The sequence below is a fragment of the Streptomyces sp. NPDC002776 genome, from assembly GCF_053592195.1.
This window is the reverse complement of the sequence record NZ_JBSFVG010000004.1, coordinates 337,741-363,074: the sequence shown is the minus strand read 5'-3', so window position 1 is coordinate 363,074 and position 25,334 is coordinate 337,741. Positions and strand designations below refer to the sequence as shown.

The following is a 25,334-nucleotide window of genomic DNA, read 5'->3' as shown; positions in this document are numbered from 1 at the left end:
ACACCCCCGGTGAGCTGGTAGGGTTCTACCCGTCGCCGCCAAGCAAGGCGCCCGACACGCCCCCGTAGCTCAGGGGATAGAGCAACGGCCTCCGGAGCCGTGTGCGCAGGTTCGAATCCTGCCGGGGGCACTCGCCTAGGAACAGCAAGAATCAAGCGCTGACCAGGGCGGATGCCGATAGAAGAGGGCGGGAGTCAGTCTCACTGACTCCCGCCCTCTCTCGTTGTCTCTCAGCATTCACGACACACCTCCGACACACCGCCCCTGTTTTCCGCGGCCGTCGGGCTGGCCACAAGTGGTCGCCGGGCCAAGACCTCAGCCCAGTTCTCCGGGCTCGTACGCCACTATCCTTCGGACCTGGCTATCCCACACCCAGACCGGCGTCTCACGCCACAACCTCGGGTAGTCCTGGAGCGGTTGCGCGTACGGGTTACCGTCGGGCCCAGGCAGCGGATCACCGGTTGAGCCGTCCACCCACGCGGTAGCCACCTTCTGCGGACGCCACGCGGCATCACCGACGAGAATCGCCGCAAGAGCGGCGATGTGAATAGTCCCCTTCTCCAACGGGAGTCGCCATTCGCGCTCATGCATCCAGGAGACACGTTCATCCGTGCGCACCGCCCAGTGCCCCAGCCTCGCTCGCTGAAACTGCGACTGCACGTGGGGCGGTACGTACGCCACTGAACCACCGCCGAGCTTGTTGAGCACCATCCTGGTCGTGACCAAAGCCCACGGAGTGAACCGCCCGAAGCGGATGAGGTGGTCCAGGTGCTCCGGAGGACTCTCAGAGAAGCACACACAGGGCGTGCCCGATGCGCCGGGATCCGCAGCACCGAAGGGCGCGAACGCTCGGAACTGCTCCTCCCGAAGGATCGTCTCCAGCCGCTCCTGCGCGGCCATGCTGTTGATCTCTTGCGGTACCCAGTTCGGCCGGTCTCCGTTCCTCCCGGTGAAGTGGAACAGGTGCTCGCTCTGTGCCGGTCCCGGTACACCCAACTCGAATGCCATCCCCGCCCCTTGCTTGAACTCCAGCCCCCTACACACCAAGGTCATACACGACGGCAGGGGTCTGGCGTGCGGGGAGCCGGCAGGCGAATACCCGTGTTAGCAGTCGTCTTCCGAGACCACCAGCACCTCCATGCGCCATCTGCCATCATCTAGCGATGGCGGCAAACCATGATTCGTTACCCCCGGCCAGGAAACGCATGCTGCGGACGAAGCAGACTGAGCGAGCCGCGGTAAACGCCACGAGAGCATTCTTGGAGGCTCACGAGTGCGTTGTTCAGGAGGTGGATACCGGAAACGACTATGGAAAGGATCTTCTAGTTGATCTCACTGAGGATCTGGAGATAACCGGGGATTCCATAGCCATTCAAGTCAAAGGCGGCTCTAGCTTCTTCCGGTCAGGCAAGTGGGGCATCCCCGCTAAGTCCGCCGACTTGCGCCTATGGCTGGAATCGTCGATGCCGATTTTCGGATTCGTACACGATCCCGCCGCAGATGAGATCCATTGGATGAACCTTAGCGCTTATGTACGCGAGGATATGGCGGCACATCACGAGTTCAAGCGAGTCGGGAAAAAATCAGGCGATGCAACGAACGAGCTGACGGGACACTTCGTAGCCTTCCCTGAGAAGCACATACTTTCTCGCGAGACCTGGCCACAGTTCAAGGAATCGGCACGCGCTTATCTGTCGCGCTTCGGTGGTCACACGCTTCTCAACCTCTTGGACGTCGATCCGTGGAAGCAAGAGGCAGCCGTGGCAGACTGCTTCGCGCTGGGGCGCGGAGACGCGCGGGCCTTGCTGATGGTCAGACAGCTGATCGAGCAGCTCTCCGGCCCAGCTCTGCACCTGGCCGCGAAAATACTCTCCCACTGCACCACTTACCACCCAGATATCTTCTGGCACGAGGGCAACTGGATTCCGCAACGCACGAAGGAATCAGTTGCTTCTACTTTTTCATGGAGCCCTCGCGAAATCTTCCACATGATCAGGGAAGTAGATGCGCGCGACGATCCGTGGAAGTGGGATAGAGGAACCAGCGGACAGTGTCTCCTACTCCTACTTCTCGAAGATAAGGACCTCACGAGGAAGCTGCCAGATGCGGTACAGATAGCCTGCGAGGCCGACGAGACACAAGTCGCTGTCATGATGCTTTATGTGCATCAATATCGCATGGCAACCGAATCCACGCCGAAAGAAAACCTCCTAAAAGAGATCGACAAGATTGTATCGGCCAACCCAAAGCTCTCGGAGAGTCGCGCAACTTGGGATCTCATCGCAACCATCTCCGACCATGGATGGGCAGATATCTTCTAACAACAACGCTGGCGCGGGAAAGCGCATCGCTTTCCCGCGCCACTCAATACGAAGCCTCAGTTACCCGTCCCCGTCCTCCCTCAGCGCCAAAGCGATTCGGGCATTGGCGACTTCCTCGTGGCCGTCGATGCAGCCGTGGTACCGACGGTGGATAACCTCCGGCGAGTTGCCGACCCTCCGGGCTACCTCAGCGATGGGCACCCCAGCGTTCAGCCACCGCGTGATGCACGCGTGCCGCAGGTCGTACGGGCGCCCGGCCAACGGCGAGTCGACGCGTTCCGGTGGAAGCGCGTACTCCCGCGCCTCCTCCCACACCCGCCAGTAGGTGGAAGAGCCGGCCACTCCCCCACGTTCGTTGCCGAACACGCGCCCTTCCTTAGCGTTCCCGAACTCCTTCAGGTGGGCCCGGAGGATGGCAACCAGGACGGGCGGGATGGGCACCGGGCGGTCGCTGGTCGCCTCCCGCGCTTTCAGGCCGCGGCGGTCGTGCCGCTCGCCTGAGTCGGTCCACTGCTTGCCGGAGACGGGGCGGGTCTCCCGCAGCGTGAGCGTGCCCCAACCCGTCTCCGGCAAGTGGCAGTCAGACCGCCTCAGCCCGACCGCCTCAGCGGGCCGTAGGCCCGCGTAGTACAGGACCGCGTAGAAAGCCACCAGGCGGCGTCCGCGACAGCGATCCCATGACCCGACGTAGGAGACAGCGGTGAGCAACTGTCGGGCCTGTACGGCGTTCACCAGGACGCGACGGTCCACCACCTCATTGGAGCCGACGTGCTTCCGGCGGACGCGCTGAAGGGGGTTCTCCGGGAGCGCCCCCACGACCACGGCGTGTTCGAGAGCGGTGTTCAGAGCGCGGCGCCGCCGCTTGTACGTGTCGCCCGCGGCCGGAGTGCCGTCCAGCTTGTAGCTGAGGCGGTACAGCACGTCCTCGAACACCTCGGTATCGGCCAGATCACCCAACGGCCGGTCGGCCGTCCTGACCCAGTCGTACGCGGTCTTGAGTTCGGCCGGCGGGTCCTCACCCTCATTCGCGGGCACGATCCCCCACCGGAAGGCCAGCCGAAGTGTCTCGTCGTCGGGAGCGTCGTCCCCGCGCTTGACCATGGCGAGCGTCACAGCCGCAAGACCGTCCGCCATGCCCTCACGAGTCTTGGCCGCAGCCGTACGCCACCGCCCGGCCACGTACTTCCGGCAGAACTCGAACCACCGCACCGGTGGTTCGGCGTCTTCTGCCTCGGCAGCTTCGGCCCTCGCGCGCACCTCGGACTCAGGCAGCCCCGATTCGATCTCGAACGCTTCGCCACGCCGGTTCATGGCCTGCCACAGCTCAGACCGTCGGCTCTCCGCGAGAGCCGACGTGGTGAACGTGTCGCCGTGCACCTGTCCTGCGACCACCCACCGGAGGCGCCACGGGCGGGACTTGCGGCCGGTCTTGGACACTTTCCACAGCTTGACGTCGAAGGAGTAGCCCGGCCGGGCCGACCCGCGAGGGCGCCCGGCAGGGGTGTCGTTCTCGGTGCTCACGCAGCGTCCTCCCGCTCCGCAAGCCAACGCTCGTATTCCGACCGCCGGATCCGCACGTCGCCGTTCGGGAGCTTGATCGAGCGGGGCCCCTTCCCGAGCTGGCGCCACCGGTAGAAGGTCGACGGGGCAACCTTCAGATCGGCGATGACCTCCTGAACAGTCATCTTTTCGTCCTGCGTACGGGCGCTCATCCCGCCATCCCTTCGCCTTCGTCCGCACCGGACAGGCCGGACAGCTCCAACTCCGACTGTCCGGGGTGTTCGTGCTGGTCAGAGGAGGTAACCGGACAGCCGGACAGTGCGGACACCTCTTGGGCGCCCTGCGTCCGGGTCTCGGTGTCCGGGTAGTACCGGCCGCCGGGGTCCTTGGTGAGCTGTCCGTCGGCGGCCATGCGGTTGCAGGTGCGGCGGATCGTGTCCAGGTCGACGTTCGGCAGTTCGCCCGCCATGTCCTTCGGCTTGGCTCCGGGGTGGGCGCGGACGTAGCGCAGGATCGTGGCGCGTGTGTCGCTGACGGTGTGGTCAGTGACCGGTCCGTCCAACAGGTGCCAGGCGCCGGAGGCCGGTTGGAAGCTGAGGGCGTACTCGGCTTCGTCGACGTCGCGGCCGGTGACGTGGAGGATGCCATCTGCCTGTCCGCGGGCGCGCTTCAGTACGAGCGTGGCGTCAGCGGCTCCGGCGATTCCGTTGGTGCCGGAGACCTCGGTGAGGAAGTCCTCAGAGCCTGCCTTGCGTACGTGGTGCACGAGGACGACAGCAACGCCGTAGTGGTCGGCGAGCCGCTTGGCGTAGCCGACGGCGACATAGTCCGCGTCGTATGCCGACACCCCTTGCGGCGCGTTCCCGCGCATCTTGGCGAACACGTCAATGACGACCATGCGCGCGTCGGGGTTGCGCTCCAACCACTGGGCGATGGCCTCCATGCCGCCCTGGGGGAAGGGCGGGCATTCGGTGACCAGAGTGAGCCCGGCGGGGGCTGGCTGTCCGCCCAAGAGCTTGCCCATGCGGGTCTGGAGACGGCGCGGGGTGTCTTCGAGCGCGAGGTAGAGCACGGGTCCGCCCTGCACGGGCACGGAGTCGAACGCCGTGCCTCCGGCCGCGACCGACAAGCCCAGGCCGAGGGAGAGCCAGGACTTGCCGACCTTGGGCGGTCCGGCGAGCACGCTGACGCCTTCGGCAAGGATGCCGGGCACGGCCCATTTCGGCTCGGGGAAGTGGGCGGCCATGAGCTGATCGGCGGTCCACGCGGTGCGCGGGCGCTCTCGCTTGGGCGGCGCCGGGCGGGCTGGCTCGGAGTCGCTGGGCACGGAGTATAGGTGCAGGGGCGGAATGGGGTTGGCGCTCATGCTGCGACCGTCCGGGGGCGTCGTGCTCCGGCTCGCAGGCCGGAGGCGATGGTGCGCTGTGCCTCGCGTTCGCCCTGGCCGACCCGAAGCCCGGCGGACAGGAGCCAGCCGGTCACGTCGGCCTCGCTCAGCTCTCCCCCGGCTACGAGCTGTCCGAGGGCGACGGAGGCGAGGTAGAGGCTGGTGTTGTGCTCGTTCTCGCCGGAGTTGGTGACGCGGGCCAACTCGCCGTTGACCGCGGCGTTCAGGAACGCCGTGCGCCTCCCGTGGCCTCCGAGGGCGACCGTGACCGGTCGCTGTGGAGGCAGCGGAGCCGGACGCAGCAGTTCGGCGAGCCAGCCCGGCAGCGGCGCCACAGGAACGTTGTGGACGACCTTGTAGGGGTGCCCGTCGAAGATGCTGCCCGCGCCGACGACAAGTCCGCCGACAGCTCGCGTGTCGACCTTCCAGCCCAGCCCGCGGGCGCTGTCCCCGGCAGTGTTGCGCAGGGTCTCGCCCTGGGGTGCGGCAAAGTACATGTGCGTGCCGCCGCTCCATGTACGGACCGTGTAGGTGTTGCCGGGGAATGGCTGGCTGTGGCGCGCGCACAGCACGGCGAGCACATCGGCGCCGTCGGTGACCGCGTGCGCGGCCCAGTCCGCCGGCGGGGTGTCATCGGGGTGCTTGGGCCTGTCCAGGTCGATGACAACCAGGCCGGAGGGGCCGGTGGCGATACCCACGTTGTAGGGGGCATGCGTCCAGCACCGGGTGATGCGGTCCGGGTCGGTGGTGGCGCGCTGTTCCCACGCTGAGATGGCGGGGCGCTTGTCTCCGGGCCGGAGGGGGAAGACGTGCCAGTCGCGCGACGCTGCGTCAAGCGCGGCGGTGAGCTGGGCAGAGCCGTCCGGGTACGGCATGCTGGGGATCTCCTGTTCTGTCTTCGGATGGGCAGGGAGAACCGCGGCGGCGGGCGACCTTGCTGGGGAGTCCCGCCGCCGCGGCGTTGCTACAGGTAGTCGTCGGTGTCGTCGATCGGGCCGGAGTAGCCGAGGGGATTGGCGGCGCGGTGGGCACGTTCCAGGGCTTCGGCCATCGCGGTGGCGTGCTGTTCGGCTTCGCGCAGAGCCTCGGAGACCGAGGCAGCGTGTTCCGTGGGAGTGCCGTAGTCAGCGGTGAGGTGTCCGGCCGTGTGGATGTCGGCCACAGCCGTGCCGATCTGGTCGAAAGCCTGCGGCAGCCGGTGAGCCAGCGTTCCGAAGGCTCCGATGGCGCGGTACACGGCGCCCGGGTAGGCAATGCCGGGGCGGCGGTCGCGGGTGCGCTGGGTGGCGTGGTTGAAGGCACGCACCACTTCGGCGGCCTCGCGCGGGTACTCGGTCGGGTCGGTGTTGCGGCTGGTCATGGATGTTCCTCTCACGGTCAGAAGGGCGGTTCGTCGCTGTAGCCGTTGGTGGCCCACGGGTCCCGAACGGTGCGCCGCCGGGGGAACCGTCGGGGCAGGCTGGGCAGGCTGGGCAGGGGCAGCAGGACCCAGCGGCGGTCTTCGTTCCAGCACTCGCAGGGCTCCCAGTCGGTACCCGCGTACTCGCCGGTGTCGTAGTCGCCGTAGTCGTGCTCGATGCCGCCGATGCCGTCGCAGTGCGGGCAGTCGGGGCGGGGGGTGTCCGTGAGGATCAATGCCGGGCGCGGCAAGGTGGCGCGCTGGATGCGCAGGCGGGGCAGCGTGCGGCGGCTCATGCGGACTTCCTCTCGGCGCTGGGCAGTTCGGGCAGTCCGGCGGCTTCCAGGGCGGTGGGGTCGAAGCCGGGCAGGGTGGCACGCGTGACCAGAGCGGCGGCGAGCTGTTCGGCGTAGGCGGCGCCGGTGCGGGCCACCTCGATCTGCGTGGTGGCGCGGAGGGTCTCGACACGTTCGCTGTGGGCGCGTTCCTCTCGGCGGTCGCTCACGTGCCGCTCGTACGCCACGCGCTCCCGCCGGTCGGTGCGCCAGTACCGGGCGGCGAGCCCGTAGGCCACGGCAGTCGTGAGCGCCCACAGCAGCAGCGGCAGCGAGATCCCGTCGGCGTATCCGGCGACCCCGGCCAGGGCGAGCCCGCCGGATGCGGCGAACGCGGTCCCGGCGAGCACGCCGTCACCGGAGCGACCGAGGGAGGCACAGGCGCCGGCCGCCGCGGCTCCGAGGGACAGCACGGTCATGAGCACGGCGTTGCCGAGGGAGTGTTCGGCACCGTTGGCGTTCCAGATGCGGGCCAGGATGAGCACGGTGGACGTGGCGATGGCGGGCGCCGCCTTGGGCGCGATGATGGCGAGCCAGTGCCGCGCGATGATCTGTTCGTTCATGGCCGGACTCCTCAGAGACTCTGGATGGTGTCGATGACGGCGGCGGCGAGTTCGTTGATGGGGCCGGAGGCTCCGGTGGAGGCGAGGAAGAAGCCGAAGGCGGCGGCGGTGAACGCGGAGCCGTAGCCGAGGGACTTGGAGCGCAGCAGGAAGAACAGGACGAGTCCGAACACGGCCACGAGCGAGACGGTGACGGCCACTGGCGGAACCTCCTTCGAGTGGGGTGGACGGGTGGTCAGTTGGTGCCTTCGCGGTAGATCCGCTGGGCACGGTTGAAGATCCAGCGCCCGGCGCGTATGCGCTTGCCGGTGGCCTTGCAGCGGCGGCAGCTCTTGCCGCGCTTGGGGCGTCCCTTGCGGTCGGTCGTGGTGGCGAAGCCGAAGCCGTTGCACCTGCGGCAGGTACCGAACGGACTGGCCGCACACAAAGAGCCGTAACCGAGCGTGACGAGCATCAGGCAGGCGATAGCAAGGGCGATGAGGGGCATCGGGGGCCCTTTCTCGGGGGTTACGGGGTTTTCGCAGGTGGGGTGCTATGCGCTAGATGGCAGATCAGGCGCTATGTGGGGTGCTAGCGAGGGTGCTACCGGTAGCAGGTGAGCCCGCTACCGGTAGCGGTCCGGCAAGCTAGGCGGCACCCCGATTTTCGTCACGCTCAGCAATCGCCTTCGTGAGGTCGTCGCGGACGATGCCGCGGCGGGTGGTGCGCTCGCCGTCGTCGGTCGTCCCGGCCACGCCGGTGGTCTTGATGCCGTGCGGCTTGAGGGCGCTGGTGACGTTCTCGCCCTTCCAGCCGCCGTAGACCTCCGGCCGCAGCTCGGCGAGCCGGGCGGCGATCCGCTCGTTCCACACGCGCTTCTCCGACGGCGGCACGACCGCGGCCACGTCGGCAAGCAGGTCATACGACGGGCCCGACGTGCTGTCGGAGTCCTCCCCGAGGGCGTGCCCGGACAGGGTGCCTTCGGCCTTGCGTAGGGCAAGCGCGCGCTGAGCGATTGCGTTAGTGGCCGGATCGTCCAGGTAGGCGGTGCGCACCACGACCGGCAGCGCGGTTGCTCCGGCGAGGTAGCCGTTACCGGCGTCGATCTCCGGGCGGAACGACGTGGCGCGCACGCCGTTCTTGTACGCGGATGTGCCCAGGATCATGTCGTTCTCGACCTGTCCGGCGACCTTGAGAGCGAAGCGGATGGAGACGTTGCCGCTGATGCCGGTCGGGAGCGAGTCCTTGTCGGGGCGCTGCGTGGCGAGCACGAGGATCACGCCCAGGGCGCGACCGAGCTTGATGATGAACTCGGCATCGTCACCAGCCTGCTTGCCGTACTTGGGGTGCGCGAACAGGTTCTGGCACTCGTCGAACACGCCTACCAGCGGCCACAGCTTCAGCGAGCGCTTGTCGGCGATGGCGCGGGTGATGCGCTTGTCCGGGCACAGGTCCCGCGGCAGCTTCTTGATCGCAGCCGCGCGCCGCATGACTTCCTCACGCAGCAGCTTCAGGGAGTCGGCCGCGTACTTGATCGAGTCGTCGTCGATGCCGGAGACGAACCGGTGGCTAACGCATTCGAGGGAGTCCAGGTCGCCGGTGCCCTTATTCTCGTGCAGCCACAGTTCCACCGACGGGTCAAGGGCCGCGCCGCAGGCCAGCACGCGCACGGAGGCGGTCTTGCCCTGGCCGGGCAGCGAGCCGACCAGAATGTTGTGCTGGATCATCGGTACGGACTGGGCCCGGCCGCGCGGGTCGATGCCGAACGGGACGCGCTTGAAGATGTCGTGCTTGCGGACGTTCGCGAGCGCCCACTTCACGGTGCCGGTCTTGGACAGATCCCGGTCACCAACCCACAGGATGAGGCGCCCCTCGTGCTCGTTGGGGTCGGCGTCGGGCCACACGCAGCCCAGCGGGCGGCGCAGGCCGGAGGCGAGCCGGGCACGCCGGTCGGCCACGTCCGCGACGGTCACGCCCAACGGCAGGTCGATGTCAGCGCGCCAGCCCGGGCCTTCGCGGGTGATGGGGGCGACGAACCGGATGCCGTCCTGGCCCTTGGCGACCGCGGATGCGATCTGTCCGATGCCGATGGAGGCCATGGCCTTGACCACGATGTCGCTGGTGAGCTTCTGTACCTCGGTCTTGATGACCGCCCGGGTGGCCAGTGGCGCATCCGCCGGCGCACCCAGCCAGCCCAGCGTCAGCACGGTGACCGCGGCGGCGATGACCTGCGTCATCAGCTCCGCCCCGAATACCAGGAACAAGCCCGTAACCAGGGCGAACAGTGCTCCGAGGATCGTGAGGAGCATCCGCAGGCGTACCCGGCGGTCCCGCTGCCGGGACAGCTTCAGGTACAGCTCGGAGTTCTCGCGGCGCGCCTCTGCCTGCCGCAGCGGCTCGCCCTCCGCGTCGACCGCCCAACGGCCGATCCTGCCCAGGGCGTTGACCAGGCCGTTCGGGGAGCGCCAGATGAGTTTGGGCACGTACAGGAACGGCACGCGGACCGCGTGGAAGGCGATGGTGTGGCCCACGTGCCCGGCCAGCCAGCCCATCGCGTCCTTGAATTCCGCGCCCGACTTCATCCACACCGGGATGATGTCCAGCCGCTTGGAGTCGCGGATGCGGTCGATCAGACTGGGGCCCGACCGAGTCGGCGCCGGGCGGTCGACCAGAGTCGGGCCGGAGTCGTTCGGCTCCCCCGTCTCCGAGTCGGCCGACTCTGTCGGCTTCGGGTCGCCCGACCGGTCGGGCGCGGAGTCGGGCGACGCGTCGGGGATGGCGTCGGTCGACTCGGTGCGGGCCGACCGGGCCTTGTCCAGGTCGACCACGTCGCCCTTGGAGTCGGTGGACATCTCGGCTTCGAGCCGGTTGAAGAGTTCGCTGTCGTCGTCGGGGTGTTTCACTTGGGGTTCCTTCTTTCGGGAGGGATGCGGGGCCCGGCCGCTGCTTTGGTCGGTTGAGACCGGGCCCCGTACGAGCGCGGGTTATGCGGCGCGCTGGTCTTCGGGGTAGGCGCAGGGGACGCACGTCCCGAGCGAGGTCGGGATGCAGTAGCTGTAGGTCAACCGGCACTGCGGGCAGGTGCGGCGGGCGAGCATCGCCAGGGCGAGCGCGCCCCACTTACGCGAGGTCATCGGACGGACCGACTTCGCGCAGTCGATGCGGTAGAGGTAGGCGACCTGAACGCCGGACTTGCGGCCCCGGTGGCGGCGCATCACCTGCGCGGCGACCGGCTGTCCGCCCGGCCGCAGCCCCTTCTCGCGCAGCTGTCGGCGGGTGGCGTAGCCGTCCGGGGCGAACCGCCACGGGAACGTGGGGATGCCGAACCGGGTGCCGTGCGGGTCGAAGCACTTGGCGTAGGTCGACATCAGGCAGCCACCCCCACGACCGGAGCGTCCGCGCGGGCGCCCGTACGGCCTGCGCGCCGTCCCGTGACGGTGGCGAACAGCCGACCCAGCCCCGCCCGACGGGTACCGGCGCGCGCCTGCTTGGCCGCGTACATGGCCTCATCCGCACGGCGCAGCAGCGCGGACAGGTCGTCGCCGGGGAAATCGGCGGCGCGTACCCAGCCGAGGGAGACCGTGGTGTGTACGGCGGGGTCCTGGCCGTCGACCGGCCGGGCGAGAACGCCGTGCAGCACGGCGAGCATGTCTCCGGCGGTGCCGTGGTCGTCGATCAGGACGGCGGCGAACTCATCGCCCCCGAGCCGTCCGGCCACCCCGGACCGGCCGAAGTGGTGGGCGAGCCGGTCCGCGGTCGCCTGCAACAGCGCGTCCCCGGCCGCGTGCCCGAAGGTGTCGTTGATCTGCTTGAACTTGTCGACGTCGGCCAGCACTACGACCGCGTGCGGGTCCTTTAGCAAGGCGGTGGCGCGGCGGGTGAATGCCTCGCGTGTCCGCAGCCCGGTCAGCGGGTCGCGACGGGCGACGTTCAGGCGCCGCCGCAGCCACAGCGTGTGGGCCGTCCAGCCGGAGGCGACCGGCGCCGCGGCGGCCAGCATGGTCAGCATGGTGTTCATGCCGCCGCCCCCTCGGTGCCTTCGTCGTCGCCGTCGACGGAGTGCAGGCGGCGCCCCTCGGCCCGCTCGTTCAGCAGCAGGTCACGCAGGACACGGGAGTTCGCGGCAGAGCAGTGCAGGGTGGTGCGGATGGCTTCCGCGTTGATCGCGTCGTCTGTCCAGTCGGCCGTAGCCGCGCGTGCCTCGGTGAGCAGTTCCGCCGGGGTCCGCGGCGCCTTCGTCGTCTTGCCCTTGGTGCTGGCCGGGCGCTTGCGCGGGGGCTTGGGCGCCTCCGGCTTCGGCTTCTCCGTGTCCTTCGGCGGTACGGGCGGAACGTCCTCGCTCGCCGGGGCCAGCTCGCCCAGCTTCAGCAGCACGCGTTCCGGGCGCGGGGTCTTCGACCGCCACCGGCGGCCGTGCTCCTCGCGAAGCCGGGCGCGGGCCAACTGCCGCTCACGCTCACGCTTCAGCGCCTCGGAGTAGGAGGTGATCTCCCACAAGGTCATCCGGCGCCACAGAGCGAACGTCGACAGCGGGGCCAGCATCCAGCGGGAGAACCGCACCTTCTCCATCCGCCGGCCAGTCGCGGCGCCGATCCGCACGGCATAGACATGGGCTCCGATCTCGGAGAACACCACCCACAACAGCGGCATCGTGCCGTGTGCCACCTTCGCCCACAGCGAGTGCCCGGCGGCGACGTTCAGCCCGCACGTGACCAGCGTCAGCACCCAGGGCACGAACCGCACCCACGCCAGCGCCATGTCCATCCGAATCAGCAGCAGGTTGGCCACGGTGAACACCGGAATGGCCACGTCGATACCGACCGGCAACATCCACGGGGCGCCGAAACCCCACCGGGCGGCAGCAGAGGAGACCGCGTCGAACGAGGCGATCAGCCCAAGGGCACCAACCCCGGCCGCGGCCAGCGCCCCGAGTCCGGCCAGACCCGTCTCCGGCTTCGTCAGCGGCGGCACCGTCGGCCGCGCCGTCTCGGTTGCGGTCGTCATGCCGCTGCTCCGTTCCGGGAGGACCGGCGGCGCCTCGCCGGGCACGCCAGCGGGACGACGTTGAACAGCTCCGGGGCGTGCGCCTCGATCACCTCGGCAGCGATGCGGGCCACGTCGTCCGGCAGGTTGCTGTACTCGGGGTCGGCGAGGATGTCGCGCGCCGCGTCCAAACGGGCCGCGCGCTCGTCATCCGACTCGCCCTCCACCCCGAGCCACAGCTCAACCGGGGTGCCAAGGGCCAGTTCCACGAAGTCTTCCGCGGATACGGCCTGTTGACGGCCGACGTACGTGCGCATTGACGTGCTCCTCAGTCGATGGGCAGGGAGAACCACGGCGGCGGGCGACCTTGCTGGGGAGTCCCAGCGCCGCGGCGTCTTTAGATTGACCTATGTCAATCTGCCAGTCAAGGGGATAGGCGGAGGAGCAGAGATTGACCTAGGTCCAGCTACTCTCGAACCCATGGAGCAGAGCCCAGAAGCGCCCAAGCAGGCACCCACGGCCAAGGAAATCGCCGCGGATTTTCGCGAGAAGATCACGGGCCCGAACCGCGAGTACGACCCGGGAGACCAGCTCCCCGCGGCTCGCAAACTCGCCAAGGACCTTGGCGTGCAGCTCATGACCGTGCAGAGCGCGTATGGCCAGCTCCGCGACGAGGGGTTGGTTCTCACCCAGCAGGGCCGCGGGACGTTCGTCCGTGACCCTTCGATGCCGCTCGGCACCGAGCCGGGCAGTAGCCCCGCGTTCACCGCACTGGCAGCAGAGCTCAGCTCGATTCATGACGCTCTTCGTCTGCTCGGCGAGCGACTGGACCGCCTTGAACAGCTTGTCGGCGACGGGACTCCACCCGCGCCGTGAGGTCGTTAGCGCGCCTCAACAGTCGTTCGACCGTGGCGCGCGCCTCGCCCAAACTCGCTTCGATCAAGGCTAGTTCTGTGGGAGTCAGCCCTCTTAACTCGCCGCTTCGCTCATTGATCCCTGGCATGGCAATGAGCATGCGGCCGGAAATGGAAGAGGACCCGGACAGACTGTCCGGGTCCTCTTTCCTTGCAGGCAGGGAGGTTGACGACTCGTCACTGAGTGGCTTCCTCTACGGCTTCCAGCACTGCGGCCCACGGGAGTTCGCGACCCCCCGGCGTTTTCCTCGGCTCGTACAGCGGCCAAACGTCCGGGCCGTAGACGACATGCACTCCCCCAGCCCGAAGGGCGTCGATGTGGCCTTGCCACGCGGGGTGGCGAGCGTGCGCCGCGTTTACCCGCGGGAAGACGACGACCGGCAGACCGAGGGTGCCGATAGCCTCGCCGACCTGGGTCAGTGCCTGGTTGTCCATCAGGCCAGTCGCGAGCTTGGCGACCATGTTGGCGGACGCGGGAGCGACCACGTAGCAATCAACTGGCGGATGCGGCCGGGCCTCACCGGGCAAGCGCGGTTCGTCGCGTACGGGTAGGCCGGTGAGCTTCTCCAGCCGCTCAACCTCCCCGCTCATCCGCAGCCACTGACCCGCGGCCGGCGTCAGCGTAACGGCCACCCGCCATCCGCGGTCCATCGCGGGTTCGACGAGACCGGTACGCAGTGCCTCTACGCCCCCGGCCGCCGACCCGACGACCCCGAGCACCCCGCGCTTGCCTGAACTCACTGCACCGCCCTGCACCGTTGCGCCATCACGAACACCTCGGACGAACGCGAGCCACCGGTCACGGGAGACTGCTTGATCAGGTCCCGCAACGTCTCGCGCACCCTCGGATTGTTGCGTACGAGCTGCGGCGACGTGCGCTCAGCCGTACGCAGCTCCGCGAACGCCTCGTCTCCCTGGCCGGCCAGCGACAGAGCCCGCGCATAGTCGATGCGGTGGGAGACGCTGCGCTCCTGCGGCATGTGATCGACGTTGATCCGGCCGTGTTCCACGACGTACGAGACGTTGTCGAGGTCCAGCTCAACGGACAGGCGATGGAGCAGGACGTTTGTCGGCCCGAATCCGGTCTGCCAGTAGTTCTCATCCGACCCAAGGTCGTCCGCGAGTTCTTCGGCACGGTCCAACAGCCCCGTGGCGGTGGGTCGGTCCTGATGCCGCGCTGCCGCGACTGCGGCACGCAGGTGGATCATACCGAGCAAGCTGAGCGCGGCCGGGTCATTCTCGGTCACCTGGGACGACAGCCACCTTGCCGCCGTGTTGCCCAGTTCGAGAGCGTCGTCGTAGCGCCCGTTGGCAAGCAGGGCATGCGTGCCGGACCGGGCCGCGGAGGCCAACACGAGCGGGTCGTCCGACTCGTCAGCGGCTCGCATCGCACGCTCGGCAGCGAGCCATGAGACGTCGGACTCACCGATCTTCGCGAGCGTCGTAGCGGCGAGATGGTGCGTACGGGCCGACACTGCCCAGCAATCGCTACGGTCGTCGCCGCGACGCGCCGCTCGATCCTCCAACTCCTGTGCGGTCTGAAGCAGCGCGGGGAGAGCGGCGATGACACTGCCGAGTCGTCCGCCCTGGTAGTCGTTCCATGCCTGTTCCACCCGTACGGCCACCGGGGCGGGTGTCGGCAACTGAGTCTCAGCCTCGGGACCGAAGAGCAGTCGTGAGAGGCGACGCGGGCTCATGAGGGCGTCACGTACGGCGGGGACGTCGTCCTGTTCGCGCTCGTCTTCCACCAGGACGGTCTGTCCGAGCAGGTCTCCGAGGGGCACGCGCAGGATGCGCGACAGCTCGGCGAGCATGTCGATGCGGGGCGGCTTCCGGCGCCCCGTCTCGATCTTCGCGAGCCAGTCAGTGCTACGACCGACCAGACCGGCCAGCACCTCTTGCGTGTAGCCACGGCGCTTCCGGTAGAACGCGATGCGCTCGCCGATGCTGAGGTGATCTCCAAGACCACGCATGGGGTGTTGCCTCCCGCTGCTGAGTAGGGGCGTCTTTCAAGGTACCGACGTGGGCGGGGAAGGCGTAAGTGATCTCAGCCCTGGCCGCTCATGGCCAGCGTGCGGCACTGAACAGGCGAGGACCCGGACGGACTGTCCGGGTCTGATCGAACCGTGCCGGGAGGTGTCCGCACTGTCCGGCTGTCCGGTTATGGCTCCCACCTGCACAAACACCCCGGACACCATCTGTTGTGGCTGTCCGGGGTGTCCGGCTGGAGACAAACTCAGATGTCGCGGACGAGTCGAGGCCTGGGGAAAGAGCGGTTCACGACGTCAACGTGGGCACACGCCTCCCCCTTGTTGGTGAGCGCTGCGCCAGTCTCCCGCGCCAACACGGGGAAGAACTGCTGCCCGTCCGGTGACTGGCTCGACGTGACCCAGGCATAGCCCGGTCCCTCACGCAGGGCCCAGCGCACGAGACGGCGCCCCAGACCCTGACGCTGCCATTCAGGGATCATCGAGATCTTTGCGATCAGGCCACACTGGCATTCATGGCAAACGCTCCAGATCAGGATCGCATGTTCGATGCCACCCCGATCACATACCCGCAGAACCTTGGCGTCTGCGCCCCCGCCATTGGGGTAGTACAGGAAGAACCTGTCATCCCTCGGGTTGCGTAGCTTGATCCACCACCATCTCAACTCGCCTACTCGCTCGGGCATTTGACCCCCATGAGTTCGGTTGGTTAGACCGTACGACGCCCGACTGACACCACCTGTCCGGCTGTCCGGATACGCCTCCAACCTGGACAAACACCCCGGACAGCTCAAAGTGCAGGTGTCCGGGCTTTCCGGTTACAGATGGCTGCAACACCCACAGAGTGTTACAGCCCGTCGGCGGAGCCGACCTCTCAATGGGCGCAGGAGCCGGTGGCGACTTCTATATGTTCGACAGCACGGGTGAGCGACAGAGCGGCCAGGACGGATTACCCAGTACTTGTGCGCTTACTCGGTCTCGTGGTCGCTCATGAACGCATTGAAGACATCGCGTAGTACCTCCGGAGGCGTTTCCATCGCCTTTGCCAGCGCAGGACCGTCCTTACTCTTGCTGTACCCGCTGCCAAGAAAATGCTGCCAAACCCCCTTCAGCACATCGGCCCCTGGAGCAAGAGACTCCCACGCGTTATCCCAAGCAGCGTCAATCTCTGCAGTATGAGCGGACCACGCTGCACTGATACGCGACTTCACATCCTCGTGCTGGGGAATGCGATCGACCACTGCTGAAATCAACGTCTCCTCGCTTGGCACTGCACGGCCGAGCTTTCTCCGCAAGGAGTTGTCTACTAGTCGAACCGGATCGGCAAATTCGGTCATGACTCGTTTCATGACCACGGTTGGTTTAAGCTCGTCTGCTGTTGCCCGCGCAATGAATGCAACCTCGGCGCTACTCACGGGATCGCGCCGCTGCTTGGCGCGCTCACTGCTAATCAGAGCGGCGATGGCCTCGTAGTCCAGCAGAAGGTTCTCAATCTCGCGACCGGGAAGCAGATAGGTGTTTGGTGATTCCTCCAACTTCTCCAGGAAAGCTCCCGAAAGTTCATCACGATCACGCACGTAGAGGACCCGCCGCTGGCCGAGCTGGTCAGCTACCTTAAGCCATTTAGCAAGAAGTTCTGCGTGGCGAGCGTCATACCCTCCCCCTCCTGGTAGGACTACAACCCTGGGACTGCGCAGCACATCGTGGAACCACACCTCCAGAATTTCCCGATCACTCGGACCTTCAAGTATCAAGATCCGCTCCGCTGACAGGACGTCACTCATGCGCATGCCCAGTTCGAGCAATAGGTGGGCCCGCTCAGTCGTGACAACGGCCGCCTCGGAAACCCCGTGCTTTCGACTCACAGTCATAACTGTGGTTTCTGGAGAAGACCAGTCCAACATGGCAGCGGAATGCGTGGCAGCGAGAATCAGACTGCGATGGGACCAGTCCTGGAGTAGGCCTAGAAGAGCTCGCTGAGCACTGGGGTGAAGACCGATCTCTGGATCTTCGAGTACAACCGTCATAGCGTTCGAGGTACGCGTAAGACCGACAACGAGCAGCATGAGCAACTGCTCCACTCCGGTACCGAGATCCTTGAGATTGTGCTGGAATTCATTTTTTACAGCGGGATCCCTGAACACAATTTCACACGTTCCACCGTTGACCGGTGTCATGAGCACTCCGACGTCAGGAATGATGCCGGCAATCAATTCTTGGAGAGCAGACCAGAGGCGAGGCTTATTGGTGTGAAGGTGAAGCAGGACGGTTGCTAGGTTAGAGCCGTCCGAGTTCAGCGCCTCAGAGATGTTGGAAAGTGGAGCTGACCGGCCGCTGGCCTGCCGCAAGGGCTGAAAGTGAAAATAACCGCCCCTCCAACGCCTCAGCACCCGCTGAGCCACAGGCACTCCGCTGAAATAGGTCAGGGCGTCACCAAGGTCGCCACTACCTCCGATGCTACTGCTGCCTGCCACCTCTGGGTCGTAATTCCCAGCGAGAGCTGCTTCCAGAGCCGGTGTAGTGATTCGCCACCCAGTAGAACCGGTTGACTCAAGCAGAGCGAGATAGCGCCATCCGTCTCGATAGTTCACTCGGACAGCAACGGGCTGTATTGCATCCCCTATTTTAGCGAACTCCCACACAAGGTACTCAGCGACACCGCCCGAAACTAGACGTTCCGGATCTGACGCCTGCTCCAAGAGTGCAGCCCGCTCCCAATCTCTGAGCTGCCATGTGGCTGTGAGGGTTGTCCTTTCAGGGGGATTTCCACCAATCCCAACACGGCGCGTAAAAAAGTGCTGTACGCGTTCAGGGGTCGCGCCCGCAAGGACGTCGAACATCGACAGAAGGGCACTCTTCCCGGTGTTATTAGGTCCCGCCACTAGGATCAAACCGGTCGAGTCAAAGTCGATCGCGCACTTCCGGAAAGCTCGGAAGTTTTCCGCTTCTAGTCGAATGAGTGTCGCCATTGCCCCCCCTATGCACCGGTGCGAAAGCTTAGATCATAGATGCCCCACCAGGGTCAGGGATGCTGAAACCTCGATCACACGGTGATAACTCCGCTACTCATCCCGCGGCTTCAGGGCCACCCATGCTGTTAGGCAGCAAGAGCCGCCGAGCTGCGCCCACGCTGATCTCGCGTCAACGAGGACGGGGGCTCAATCAGACGCTTCCCCGTCACGCTTGCCCCTGCCAAAGACATCGAGTGCGACACACCTCCGACACAGTGGGGGCTGCCGTTGCCGCCCAACTTGGTTCACGTGCAGGTCAGAAGGCAACTGGGAGTCGACTGGCACAATCACTCCGGAGCCGCGTGCGTAGGTTCGGCCGCCCCCAACCGGTCGGTGATCATTTGGTCCATTCATAGGTTGGAGCACCAGCATGCAGGCCCTACGCACACCAAGCCGCCGAGGCTGTCACTCGTTGCGTGTGGCCCGCACGCCGTCGAGGACTTTCACCAGTTGGCTCACCTCGTGGTGTTCAACCGGGCTTCTGGGATCACGTTCTGCGAGTTGTGCGACCAGGTAGATCACTGCGCCGAGACCATCACCATCAGAGGCTCGATAGAGCAAGAGCGCTGCATCCTTGTCACGGGGAATCTGCCGCGGGAAGTGGGCAATGCCGCGGTCGGCCAGCTTTTGCTCGATCCGTGACACGACACCGGACTTCGCTGAGCGAGCACCAACCATGTCACGCAGTAGGAACACCGTTGTCGGCATGTACCCCAGCCCCTCATACATGATCTTGGCCAAAGCATCGAACAATGCCTCTTGCTGCTCGGGATCGGTCACGGTCATGCAGTTCCCCTTCAAGATCAGAGAGTGTGGACTGCGGTCATTCGTGGGCCGTCCGACGTTCCAGCGAGTCCTGTGCTAGTCGGAGCTCCAAGAGCAAGTGAAGAGCATCCCGACCAACCACCGCAGTCGAATGCGTGTCGAAGTCCCAAGCCGTCAGGGATCAGGCCTGCCCACACAGCAGCTCAGGCCGCATGTCACACCCGAAGCCCCAGGCGCCTTCTAAGCGCTTGGCCGCAGGTTCGAGTCCTGCCGGGGGCGCCAGTCTCCGCCCTCCCTCCGGGAGGGCTTTTCTGCTGGACATGAGGGCGCGGTTTCCCGGCGGGCGCCCCTACCTTCGACGGCAGATGTACCAGGCGGCCGCCACCACGATGAGGATGGCAACCACGACGGCCAGCATCGTCGTTGGGCCGTGGTACGAGCGGTACGTCGTCAGAGCGAGCATGTACGGACGGATACCCAGAGTCGGCTCGGTCAGCCGACAGTCCCCATGTGTCCGATATGACGTCCGGGCATACCCTGGAAGTGGGTCCGCGCACTCTCACGTGCAGCGACCCGGAAGGGCGGTCCCGGTGTGCATACGCCGGGACCGTTGAAACAGCGGCGCGCATTGTGGCGAGGATCGCCGGGCCGGCGGTGGCGGGCGTACGCGCGAGGGGCGGTGGGTTCGCCCGCGGCATGGGGGCCATGCGCGAACGGGTGCCCGGTACCGGCGGCAAGGCCGTCACCAGTGGGGTGAAGGTCGAGGTCGGCGAGGTGCAGACCGCGGACCGGCGACCAGCGACGGCCGTTCCCTCGGGGGGCATTCCCCCGGCCGAAGTGAGCCGACCTTCAGGAGCGGTCCGTTCGGCCTCTTCGGGGAGTAGCGTGAAGTCATCGGGAGTATTCCGCGCACCGGCCCCGATGCCGGTGTCGTTCCCGGTGAGCGACGACACCGGTCGGCTGCCGCCGCGCAGGCGCCCGGAGACAGGTCCGCGCGATGTCCGCGACCACCACCCGCTCCCGGCCAACGGCTGCCCCCTTCCGGGCCCCGACCGCGCGCCTGGCGCTGAAGTCCGCGAGCCCATCCGCAGGACCCGCCGGGCTGGACGGCGCCTGGTGGCCCCGTTCCCGTGATCTGCCGACCGAACTCTCCGCCTTGGCGGACGTACTGGATCCGCTGTGGGGTCGGATCACCCGTATCGCGGTCAACCCCCGTCACTGGCCGATCCTCCCGCCCAGGATTGTCGTCAACGGCCACATGGTCCGGGTCGGTTGCCTCACCACCGAGCTGGATCCGCACGGGATCGCTCTGCTGTCCTACACGGCAGGCCGCTGGAACCTTCCTCGTGATCCCCCCAGAAACCGGCGCCCCCTCAGCCGCTCACCTGATGACCGCCGCGAGTGCGGACACCGGGCCACCGAGGACCGCGTCCGCGCTCCTTACGGCGGAGCGGAGTCACCGGGAAGGCGGAGAGGGTGCCGGTGCTCCCTCAGCACACGGACGGTGTCAGCGGCTCGCAGGGCGGTGTGACTCGCACGCGGGCACGGCGTGGAGCACCCGTCGCACGCGTGCGTGGAGCCCCCGTCACACGCGTGCGGGGAGCACCCGTCACACGCAACCGCTCCGCGCGGGCACAGCGACACCCGCGCCCCCTCCGCAGGGACACAGCGCAAAGCGCCCGACACACGCGCCCCCCTCCGCCCGCCCCGCATGCAGCGCCCGACACCCGCGCCCCCTCCGCCCGGGCACAGCGTGCAGCACGCAACCGCTCCGCCCAGACCAGCAAACAACCGTCGCGCGCCCGTCACACCCCACCGCTCGCCGCCGCCATGAGCGGTTCCGCCGCCTCCGGGGGCGTATCCGGAGGGACCACCAGCAGGTCCCAGCGGCCCCGGCCGGGTGAGAGCAGGACGATGGTGTGCGCGGCGGATGCGGTGAGGGTCCGGTGCAGTCGTACCGCCTGGTTGGAGACGAGCATCCGGCCGGGCACCGCCGACCAGGTGGTCCCGTTGACGGTGGCGCTGGTGATGTCGCCCCATGCCTGCGGCAACCCCCCGAGCAGCCGGGGCAGTTCGGTGAGGAGGTCGTACGAACGCGGCCACCACGCTCCGTCGATGGGCCGCGGCACGGTGCTGTGGGATGCGAGACGCAGCCGCAGGAGGGGTTGGGAGGGAAGCGGGGGCTGCACTGCGGTGGTCATGAAGGCTCCTGCCGACTGCCGTGCACGGGTGGGGTGGTCGATGTCAGGCGCGACGGGCCGCGACCCGCTCCTCGGTCGGCCAGCGCACGTCGTGCACCCAGCCGAGGCGTTCGAAGAGGCGGATGACGGTGGCCGAGGGGTCGAGCTGACCGCGGTCGACACCGTGGCGCGCGCTGGTGGGGTCGGCGTGGTGCAGGTTGTGCCAGCTCTCGCCGAAGGAGAGCAGGGCCAGCGGCCACAGGTTGGTGGCCCGGTCGTGATGCCGGGTGCGGAACGGGCGCTCACCGATCAGGTGGCACAGGGAGTTGACGCTCCAGGTGACGTGATGGAGCAACGCGATGCGCACAAGTCCCGCCCACAGCAGGGCGGTCACGCCGTACAGCCAGGTGCCGCCGATGGCCCAGCCCAGCCCGAACGGCAGGGCGAGCGTGAGGACGCACAGCGCCGGGAAGGCGCGGGAGACGGCGCGGATGTCGCGGTCGGCGAGCAGGTCGGGGGCGTAACGCTCCGACGGCGTACGGTCGTTGCGGAACAGCCAGCCGACGTGCGCGTGCAGCAGCCCGCGCAACTGGCCGCGCAGATGCGTGCCGTAGCGGTACGGCGAGTGCGGGTCCCCCGGCCGGTCGGTGAAGGCGTGATGGCGGCGGTGGGTGGCGACCCAGCCGATGACATCGCCCTGGAAACTCATCGACCCGGCCACCGCGAGCGCGATCCGCAGGGGCCGGACGGCCCGGTAGCCGCCGTGGGTGAGGCCGCGGTGGAAACCGACCGTCACACCGAGACCCGTGATCGCGTAGAAGAGGAGGGCCAGCAGGAGGTCGGTGGGGTGGACGAGACTTCCCCACAACAACCAGCCGGCAAGACCGAGCGCCACGAACGGAAGGACGACGATCGCCGCGGTCACCGTGACGTACAGTCGGTCGCTGCCGCTGCGCGCGGGCGCGGGGCCGTCCGACGGGAAGGGGGACGTCCCGTCATAGCCCTGAGGCGGCGGGGCGGGGTCCGACGGCGTGGACCTCGTGGACGTGGTGGGACTGAGTGGCATACGTGACTCCTCGGCCTGGATGCGGATGGCGCGGCCGGGGTCACGGGCTGCCCATAGAGGGACGTCGCGAGAACGGCGCCGGCCCGGAGACCGGCAGACGAAGGGCCCTCGCTCCCTCCACCGTACTCCGGCACAATGCGGGACGAGGCGGGCCGGAGCGATCCGGGACGGCGTACGACCGAGCTCGCGCCCAGTGGTCCGGGGGCGAACGCCTCCACATTCAGGCGGCCACATTTCTCCGCCAGAGCGGAACGCGGAGTAACATGGACATTACCAAGGGCATTTCGCACACCGGCTTCCACGCCGGGTCGTCTTCGGTGAAAGATGAAACCCGGGCCGCCGTCGACGCGGCCCGGAGACGGGTCCGCATCATGTCGGCGACCTTGCTTCCTCCCCTGCCGCACCCCGAGCCCGTCGCAGCCCCGGCCGCGCGTCTCGCCCTGAAGCCCGGGAAGACCGACGGCACCTCCCGTGGACTCCTGGACGGTGCCTGGTGGCCCCGCTCCCGGGATCTGCTGAGCGAACTACCGGCGCTCGCCGACACGTTGGACCCCTTGTGGGGCCGTATCACCCGAATCGCCGTCAACCCCGAGCACTGGCCGGTCATCCCCCGCAAGGTTCCGGTGGACGGTCACATCGTCAAGGTCGGCTGGTTCACCCGGGAGCTCGACCCGCACAAGCTGCTGCTGCTCTCCTACGGCGCCGAGCGCTGGGACCTGCTGGTCATCCCGCCCGAGACCGACGCGGAGACGGCGGCCCGGCTGATGGCCGCCGCGTCCGGGGACGACGGTCCGCCGCTGACCGCGAGCGCGCTCATCGCCGCGGACGAATCCCGGCACGGCGTCTCCGGGTCCGATGGCCCGCCGAGCCCGGACGACAGGACCGAGCGCCCGCCGAGCCAGGACAACAGGACCGATGCCCCGTCGAGCCCGGACGAGGCGTGGGAGGCCGAAGGCGGCGCCTCCGCGGTCTCCGCGGCCGTGCCGGAGCAGCCCGGTCCGCTCCATCGCGCCGGCCGCCTGATCACCGGCATATGAGGTGGCCACCATGAACGCCTTCCTGACAGCCGCAGCCCTCGTGGTGCTCATCGCGGCGGGCGCGTACGCGATCCACCGGCTCAACCTCCAGCACGCCGACAGAATCGCCGTGCACCGGTACAGCGACCCGCTGCCCGGCCGGGGTGGCCGCGGCACCCCTCAGCCCTCCGGACCGGACCGCTCCGAGTCGCCGCCCACCGGCGAACCGCGGGACCACCGCGAGGGACGCGGCCGGTTCCCGCCGCGCCGTCGCAGCCGTACGCCTCACCACGAGTGACCTGCCGAGCTGAGCGGCCCCCTGCCGGAAAGGGGGCCGTTCAGCTCGGCAGGTACGGCTGAACACGCCCCCCAGTGAGCCGCCAACCGCACAACCCACCACCCCCCTACCGGAATTAGGCTGCTTCGAACCCGTCCGTCACCCGCCGCGAGGACTACGCTGCTGGGGAGACGTCCCAGACCCCGGCGGCACACTGTTGCTTGAACACGGATGGCTGCGGGGCGCGGACTCCTGGTCCGCCACCCGGCGATTCCCTGGAGGGCACGGAGTGGGTCCTCCGTCCGGCCGCGCAGGCTGCCGGACCGGCCGCCGCTCCGCCTCCGCCGCACGTACGCCCCTGCCGCAAGCGCGCCCGGAGTGCCGTAACTCAGGCTCACCGGGCCGCTGCCGGATGGCTTCCGAACCGAGGCGTCATGCCCCTCTCCCAGCTCACCGTCCACCACCATGGCCACCGGGAACAGGCATTGATCACCCTGTACGGCGAGATCGACCTCGACTCCGCGCCGTCGGTGCGCAAGTGCCTGGAGCGGTGCCTGCGGGACGGTATCCGCACCATCGCTGTCGACCTCTCCCCCGTCACGTTCTGCGACTGCAGCGGACTCAACGTATTCCTCCACGCCGCGCAGCGGACCGCCGTCGCCGGGGGAACCCTGCGACTGCACCATCCGCCGGCCACGCTGGTCCGGATCGTCGACCTCGTCGGCTGCGGGCTCCTGCTCCTCGGCCCTCAGTCCGGCCGGCTGCCGCCCCCGCTCGGCGGCACCCCGCCCGCACCAAGGCTGGAGGGCCTGGTCACCAACCCGGCAGGCGGTGGCCCGAGTGGCCTCTGACCGGCGGTCGGCCCGCATCCGGATGCTGGTGGCCGAGCAGGCGGTCCGACGAGGCGCGCCGGTGAGCGTGATGGACGTGTGCACCGCTGCCGTGGCCGCGCTGCCGGTCGGCGGGGCCGGGCTGTCGGCGATGTCCAGGGCCGCGGTGAGCCATCCGCTGTGCAGCACCGACGCCATCAGCGAGCAACTGGAAGAGCTCCAGCTCACGTTGGGCGAAGGGCCCTGCGTGGACGCCTTCGTGCGCGGCTCGGCCGTCCTCGCGCCGGATCTGCTCACCGCCGAACTGCGCGACCGGTGGGCCGTGTTCGCCGACGCGGCCCTGAAAGCGGGAGCCCGCGCGGTGTTCTCGCTCCCCCTGCAGAAGGGGGCGATCAGCCCGGGAGTCCTGGACCTCTACGCCGACGTTCCGACCGTGCTGGACGCCGAGGAGCTGGCCGACGCGCTGGCGTTCGCCGATCTCGCGACGCTGCTGCTGCTCGACACGGGGATCGACGAGACGGGCGCGCCGGCCGGCGTACCGACGCCGGACCGCGGCTTCGAGGATCTCGGCGCGTACCGGGCGGAGATCGACCAGGCGAGCGGAATGCTCACGGTTCAGCTCGGAGTCGGCATCGAAGAAGCCTTAGTCCGGCTGCGCGCCTACGCCTACGCGCGGGAACGCCGGCTCGCGGACGTGGCCGCCGACGTGGTGGCCCGACGGCTCCGTTTCTCCCCGGACGCGGAGCCGGATCAGGTCGGGGAGCGAACCTGACGTCCGGTTCCGGTGGGGAAACGTGCGTACTTCCCGCCCCTTCGGGCA

Annotated in this window: 29 protein-coding genes, 1 tRNA gene and 1 pseudogene; 8 read left to right on the top strand and 23 right to left on the bottom strand. The window is 67.8% G+C overall.

Annotation, left to right across the window (positions count from 1 at the left end):
• The first annotated feature begins 58 nt into the window (after positions 1-58).
• A tRNA-Arg gene (locus tag ACWD11_RS11570) sits at positions 59-130 on the top strand.
• Between the two features lie 185 nt (positions 131-315).
• Here ACWD11_RS11570 and ACWD11_RS11565 read toward each other — a convergent pair.
• Entirely contained in the window at positions 316-1,008 is a 693-nt protein-coding gene (locus tag ACWD11_RS11565; protein ID WP_451282667.1) for a hypothetical protein, read from the bottom strand.
• Positions 1,009-1,163: 155 nt separating this feature from the next.
• Here ACWD11_RS11565 and ACWD11_RS11560 point away from each other — a divergent pair, with 155 nt between their 5' ends.
• Positions 1,164-2,321, top strand: coding sequence for a DUF4365 domain-containing protein (locus ACWD11_RS11560; RefSeq protein WP_451282665.1), 1,158 nt, complete (start codon positions 1,164-1,166; stop codon positions 2,319-2,321).
• A 60-nt stretch (positions 2,322-2,381) separates the two neighbouring features.
• On the opposite strand, the gene ACWD11_RS11555 is transcribed toward ACWD11_RS11560, so the two are convergent.
• From ACWD11_RS11555 to ACWD11_RS11490, 14 genes are all read right to left on the bottom strand, one after another.
• A complete protein-coding gene (locus ACWD11_RS11555) occupies positions 2,382-3,842 on the bottom strand; it encodes a tyrosine-type recombinase/integrase (RefSeq protein ID WP_451282663.1) in 1,461 nt (486 codons plus the stop codon).
• The gene (locus tag ACWD11_RS11550) at positions 3,839-4,033 is read right to left on the bottom strand and encodes a helix-turn-helix transcriptional regulator (protein ID WP_451282662.1); all 195 of its coding nucleotides are present in this window, start codon (positions 4,031-4,033) and stop codon (positions 3,839-3,841) included. The genes ACWD11_RS11555 and ACWD11_RS11550 overlap by 4 nt, the downstream gene beginning before the upstream one ends.
• On the bottom strand, positions 4,030-5,187 hold the full coding sequence (locus tag ACWD11_RS11545) for an AAA family ATPase (protein ID WP_451282660.1): 1,158 nt from the start codon (positions 5,185-5,187) through the stop codon (positions 4,030-4,032). Before ACWD11_RS11545 ends, ACWD11_RS11550 begins: the two co-directional genes overlap by 4 nt.
• On the bottom strand, positions 5,184-6,083 hold the full coding sequence (locus tag ACWD11_RS11540) for a bifunctional DNA primase/polymerase (protein WP_451282658.1): 900 nt from the start codon (positions 6,081-6,083) through the stop codon (positions 5,184-5,186). Before ACWD11_RS11540 ends, ACWD11_RS11545 begins: the two co-directional genes overlap by 4 nt.
• An 89-nt stretch (positions 6,084-6,172) precedes the next feature.
• A complete protein-coding gene (locus tag ACWD11_RS11535; RefSeq protein ID WP_451282656.1) occupies positions 6,173-6,568 on the bottom strand; it encodes a hypothetical protein in 396 nt (131 codons plus the stop codon).
• Positions 6,569-6,585: 17 nt separating this feature from the next.
• Complete coding sequence (locus ACWD11_RS11530) at positions 6,586-6,903, bottom strand: hypothetical protein (RefSeq protein ID WP_451282654.1); 318 nt, start codon at positions 6,901-6,903, stop codon at positions 6,586-6,588.
• Complete coding sequence (locus ACWD11_RS11525) at positions 6,900-7,505, bottom strand: hypothetical protein (protein WP_451282652.1); 606 nt, start codon at positions 7,503-7,505, stop codon at positions 6,900-6,902. Before ACWD11_RS11525 ends, ACWD11_RS11530 begins: the two co-directional genes overlap by 4 nt.
• Before the next feature lie 11 nt (positions 7,506-7,516).
• The gene (locus ACWD11_RS11520) at positions 7,517-7,705 is read right to left on the bottom strand and encodes a hypothetical protein (protein ID WP_451282650.1); all 189 of its coding nucleotides are present in this window, start codon (positions 7,703-7,705) and stop codon (positions 7,517-7,519) included.
• 35 nt (positions 7,706-7,740) lie between these two features.
• Positions 7,741-7,992 carry a hypothetical protein gene (locus tag ACWD11_RS11515; protein WP_451282649.1) on the bottom strand — a complete coding sequence of 84 codons (252 nt, stop codon included), beginning with the start codon at positions 7,990-7,992 and terminating at the stop codon, positions 7,741-7,743.
• A 139-nt stretch (positions 7,993-8,131) separates the two neighbouring features.
• A complete protein-coding gene (locus tag ACWD11_RS11510) occupies positions 8,132-10,387 on the bottom strand; it encodes a cell division protein FtsK (protein ID WP_451282647.1) in 2,256 nt (751 codons plus the stop codon).
• A gap of 81 nt (positions 10,388-10,468) precedes the next feature.
• Positions 10,469-10,852, bottom strand: coding sequence for an RRQRL motif-containing zinc-binding protein (locus ACWD11_RS11505; RefSeq protein ID WP_451282645.1), 384 nt, complete (start codon positions 10,850-10,852; stop codon positions 10,469-10,471).
• On the bottom strand, positions 10,852-11,502 hold the full coding sequence (locus ACWD11_RS11500; RefSeq protein ID WP_451282643.1) for a GGDEF domain-containing protein: 651 nt from the start codon (positions 11,500-11,502) through the stop codon (positions 10,852-10,854). Before ACWD11_RS11500 ends, ACWD11_RS11505 begins: the two co-directional genes overlap by 1 nt.
• Positions 11,499-12,488 (bottom strand): DUF2637 domain-containing protein, encoded by a 990-nt coding sequence (locus ACWD11_RS11495; RefSeq protein WP_451282641.1) that lies wholly within the window; start codon positions 12,486-12,488, stop codon positions 11,499-11,501. Before ACWD11_RS11495 ends, ACWD11_RS11500 begins: the two co-directional genes overlap by 4 nt.
• Positions 12,485-12,784 carry a hypothetical protein gene (locus tag ACWD11_RS11490; RefSeq protein ID WP_451282639.1) on the bottom strand — a complete coding sequence of 100 codons (300 nt, stop codon included), beginning with the start codon at positions 12,782-12,784 and terminating at the stop codon, positions 12,485-12,487. The genes ACWD11_RS11495 and ACWD11_RS11490 overlap by 4 nt, the downstream gene beginning before the upstream one ends.
• Before the next feature lie 163 nt (positions 12,785-12,947).
• Here ACWD11_RS11490 and ACWD11_RS11485 point away from each other — a divergent pair, with 163 nt between their 5' ends.
• On the top strand, positions 12,948-13,343 hold the full coding sequence (locus tag ACWD11_RS11485) for a GntR family transcriptional regulator (protein ID WP_381859479.1): 396 nt from the start codon (positions 12,948-12,950) through the stop codon (positions 13,341-13,343).
• Positions 13,344-13,558: 215 nt separating this feature from the next.
• Here ACWD11_RS11485 and ACWD11_RS11480 read toward each other — a convergent pair whose 3' ends face one another.
• The 6 genes and pseudogenes from ACWD11_RS11480 to ACWD11_RS11455 all read right to left on the bottom strand — a co-directional run bounded on the left by ACWD11_RS11480 (position 13,559) and on the right by ACWD11_RS11455 (position 19,166).
• Positions 13,559-14,122: a flavoprotein gene (locus tag ACWD11_RS11480; protein ID WP_451282637.1), complete on the bottom strand. Its 564-nt coding sequence runs from the start codon at positions 14,120-14,122 to the stop codon at positions 13,559-13,561.
• Entirely contained in the window at positions 14,119-15,354 is a 1,236-nt protein-coding gene (locus tag ACWD11_RS11475) for a helix-turn-helix domain-containing protein (protein WP_451282635.1), read from the bottom strand. Before ACWD11_RS11475 ends, ACWD11_RS11480 begins: the two co-directional genes overlap by 4 nt.
• Positions 15,355-15,617: 263 nt before the next feature.
• The gene (locus ACWD11_RS11470; RefSeq protein WP_451282633.1) at positions 15,618-16,055 is read right to left on the bottom strand and encodes a hypothetical protein; all 438 of its coding nucleotides are present in this window, start codon (positions 16,053-16,055) and stop codon (positions 15,618-15,620) included.
• A 282-nt stretch (positions 16,056-16,337) separates the two neighbouring features.
• On the bottom strand, positions 16,338-17,843 hold the full coding sequence (locus ACWD11_RS11465) for an AAA family ATPase (protein ID WP_451282752.1): 1,506 nt from the start codon (positions 17,841-17,843) through the stop codon (positions 16,338-16,340).
• Between the two features lie 357 nt (positions 17,844-18,200).
• Positions 18,201-18,338 (bottom strand): annotated as a pseudogene (locus tag ACWD11_RS11460) (AAA family ATPase); the annotation flags it as partial.
• Positions 18,339-18,785: 447 nt separating this feature from the next.
• Complete coding sequence (locus ACWD11_RS11455) at positions 18,786-19,166, bottom strand: hypothetical protein (RefSeq protein WP_451282631.1); 381 nt, start codon at positions 19,164-19,166, stop codon at positions 18,786-18,788.
• 976 nt (positions 19,167-20,142) lie between these two features.
• Between ACWD11_RS11455 and ACWD11_RS11450 the strand changes: the two genes are divergently transcribed.
• Positions 20,143-20,676, top strand: a complete 534-nt coding sequence (locus ACWD11_RS11450; RefSeq protein WP_451282629.1) for a DUF5994 family protein — start codon at positions 20,143-20,145, stop codon at positions 20,674-20,676.
• Positions 20,677-20,950: 274 nt separating this feature from the next.
• Here ACWD11_RS11450 and ACWD11_RS11445 read toward each other — a convergent pair whose 3' ends face one another.
• Together ACWD11_RS11445 and ACWD11_RS11440 are read right to left on the bottom strand one after the other, a co-directional pair.
• Positions 20,951-21,346 carry a DUF5994 family protein gene (locus ACWD11_RS11445; protein ID WP_389415955.1) on the bottom strand — a complete coding sequence of 132 codons (396 nt, stop codon included), beginning with the start codon at positions 21,344-21,346 and terminating at the stop codon, positions 20,951-20,953.
• Positions 21,347-21,389: 43 nt separating this feature from the next.
• Positions 21,390-22,391, bottom strand: a complete 1,002-nt coding sequence (locus tag ACWD11_RS11440) for an acyl-CoA desaturase (protein WP_389415954.1) — start codon at positions 22,389-22,391, stop codon at positions 21,390-21,392.
• A 263-nt stretch (positions 22,392-22,654) separates the two neighbouring features.
• Between ACWD11_RS11440 and ACWD11_RS11435 the strand changes: the two genes are divergently transcribed.
• From ACWD11_RS11435 to ACWD11_RS11420, 4 genes are all read left to right on the top strand, one after another.
• On the top strand, positions 22,655-23,428 hold the full coding sequence (locus ACWD11_RS11435; protein ID WP_389415953.1) for a DUF5994 family protein: 774 nt from the start codon (positions 22,655-22,657) through the stop codon (positions 23,426-23,428).
• A gap of 10 nt (positions 23,429-23,438) precedes the next feature.
• Entirely contained in the window at positions 23,439-23,705 is a 267-nt protein-coding gene (locus ACWD11_RS11430; RefSeq protein ID WP_389415952.1) for a hypothetical protein, read from the top strand.
• 413 nt (positions 23,706-24,118) lie between these two features.
• A complete protein-coding gene (locus ACWD11_RS11425; protein ID WP_389415951.1) occupies positions 24,119-24,535 on the top strand; it encodes an STAS domain-containing protein in 417 nt (138 codons plus the stop codon).
• The gene (locus tag ACWD11_RS11420; RefSeq protein ID WP_451282626.1) at positions 24,525-25,286 is read left to right on the top strand and encodes an ANTAR domain-containing protein; all 762 of its coding nucleotides are present in this window, start codon (positions 24,525-24,527) and stop codon (positions 25,284-25,286) included. The genes ACWD11_RS11425 and ACWD11_RS11420 overlap by 11 nt, the downstream gene beginning before the upstream one ends.
• The last annotated feature ends 48 nt before the right edge of the window (positions 25,287-25,334 follow it).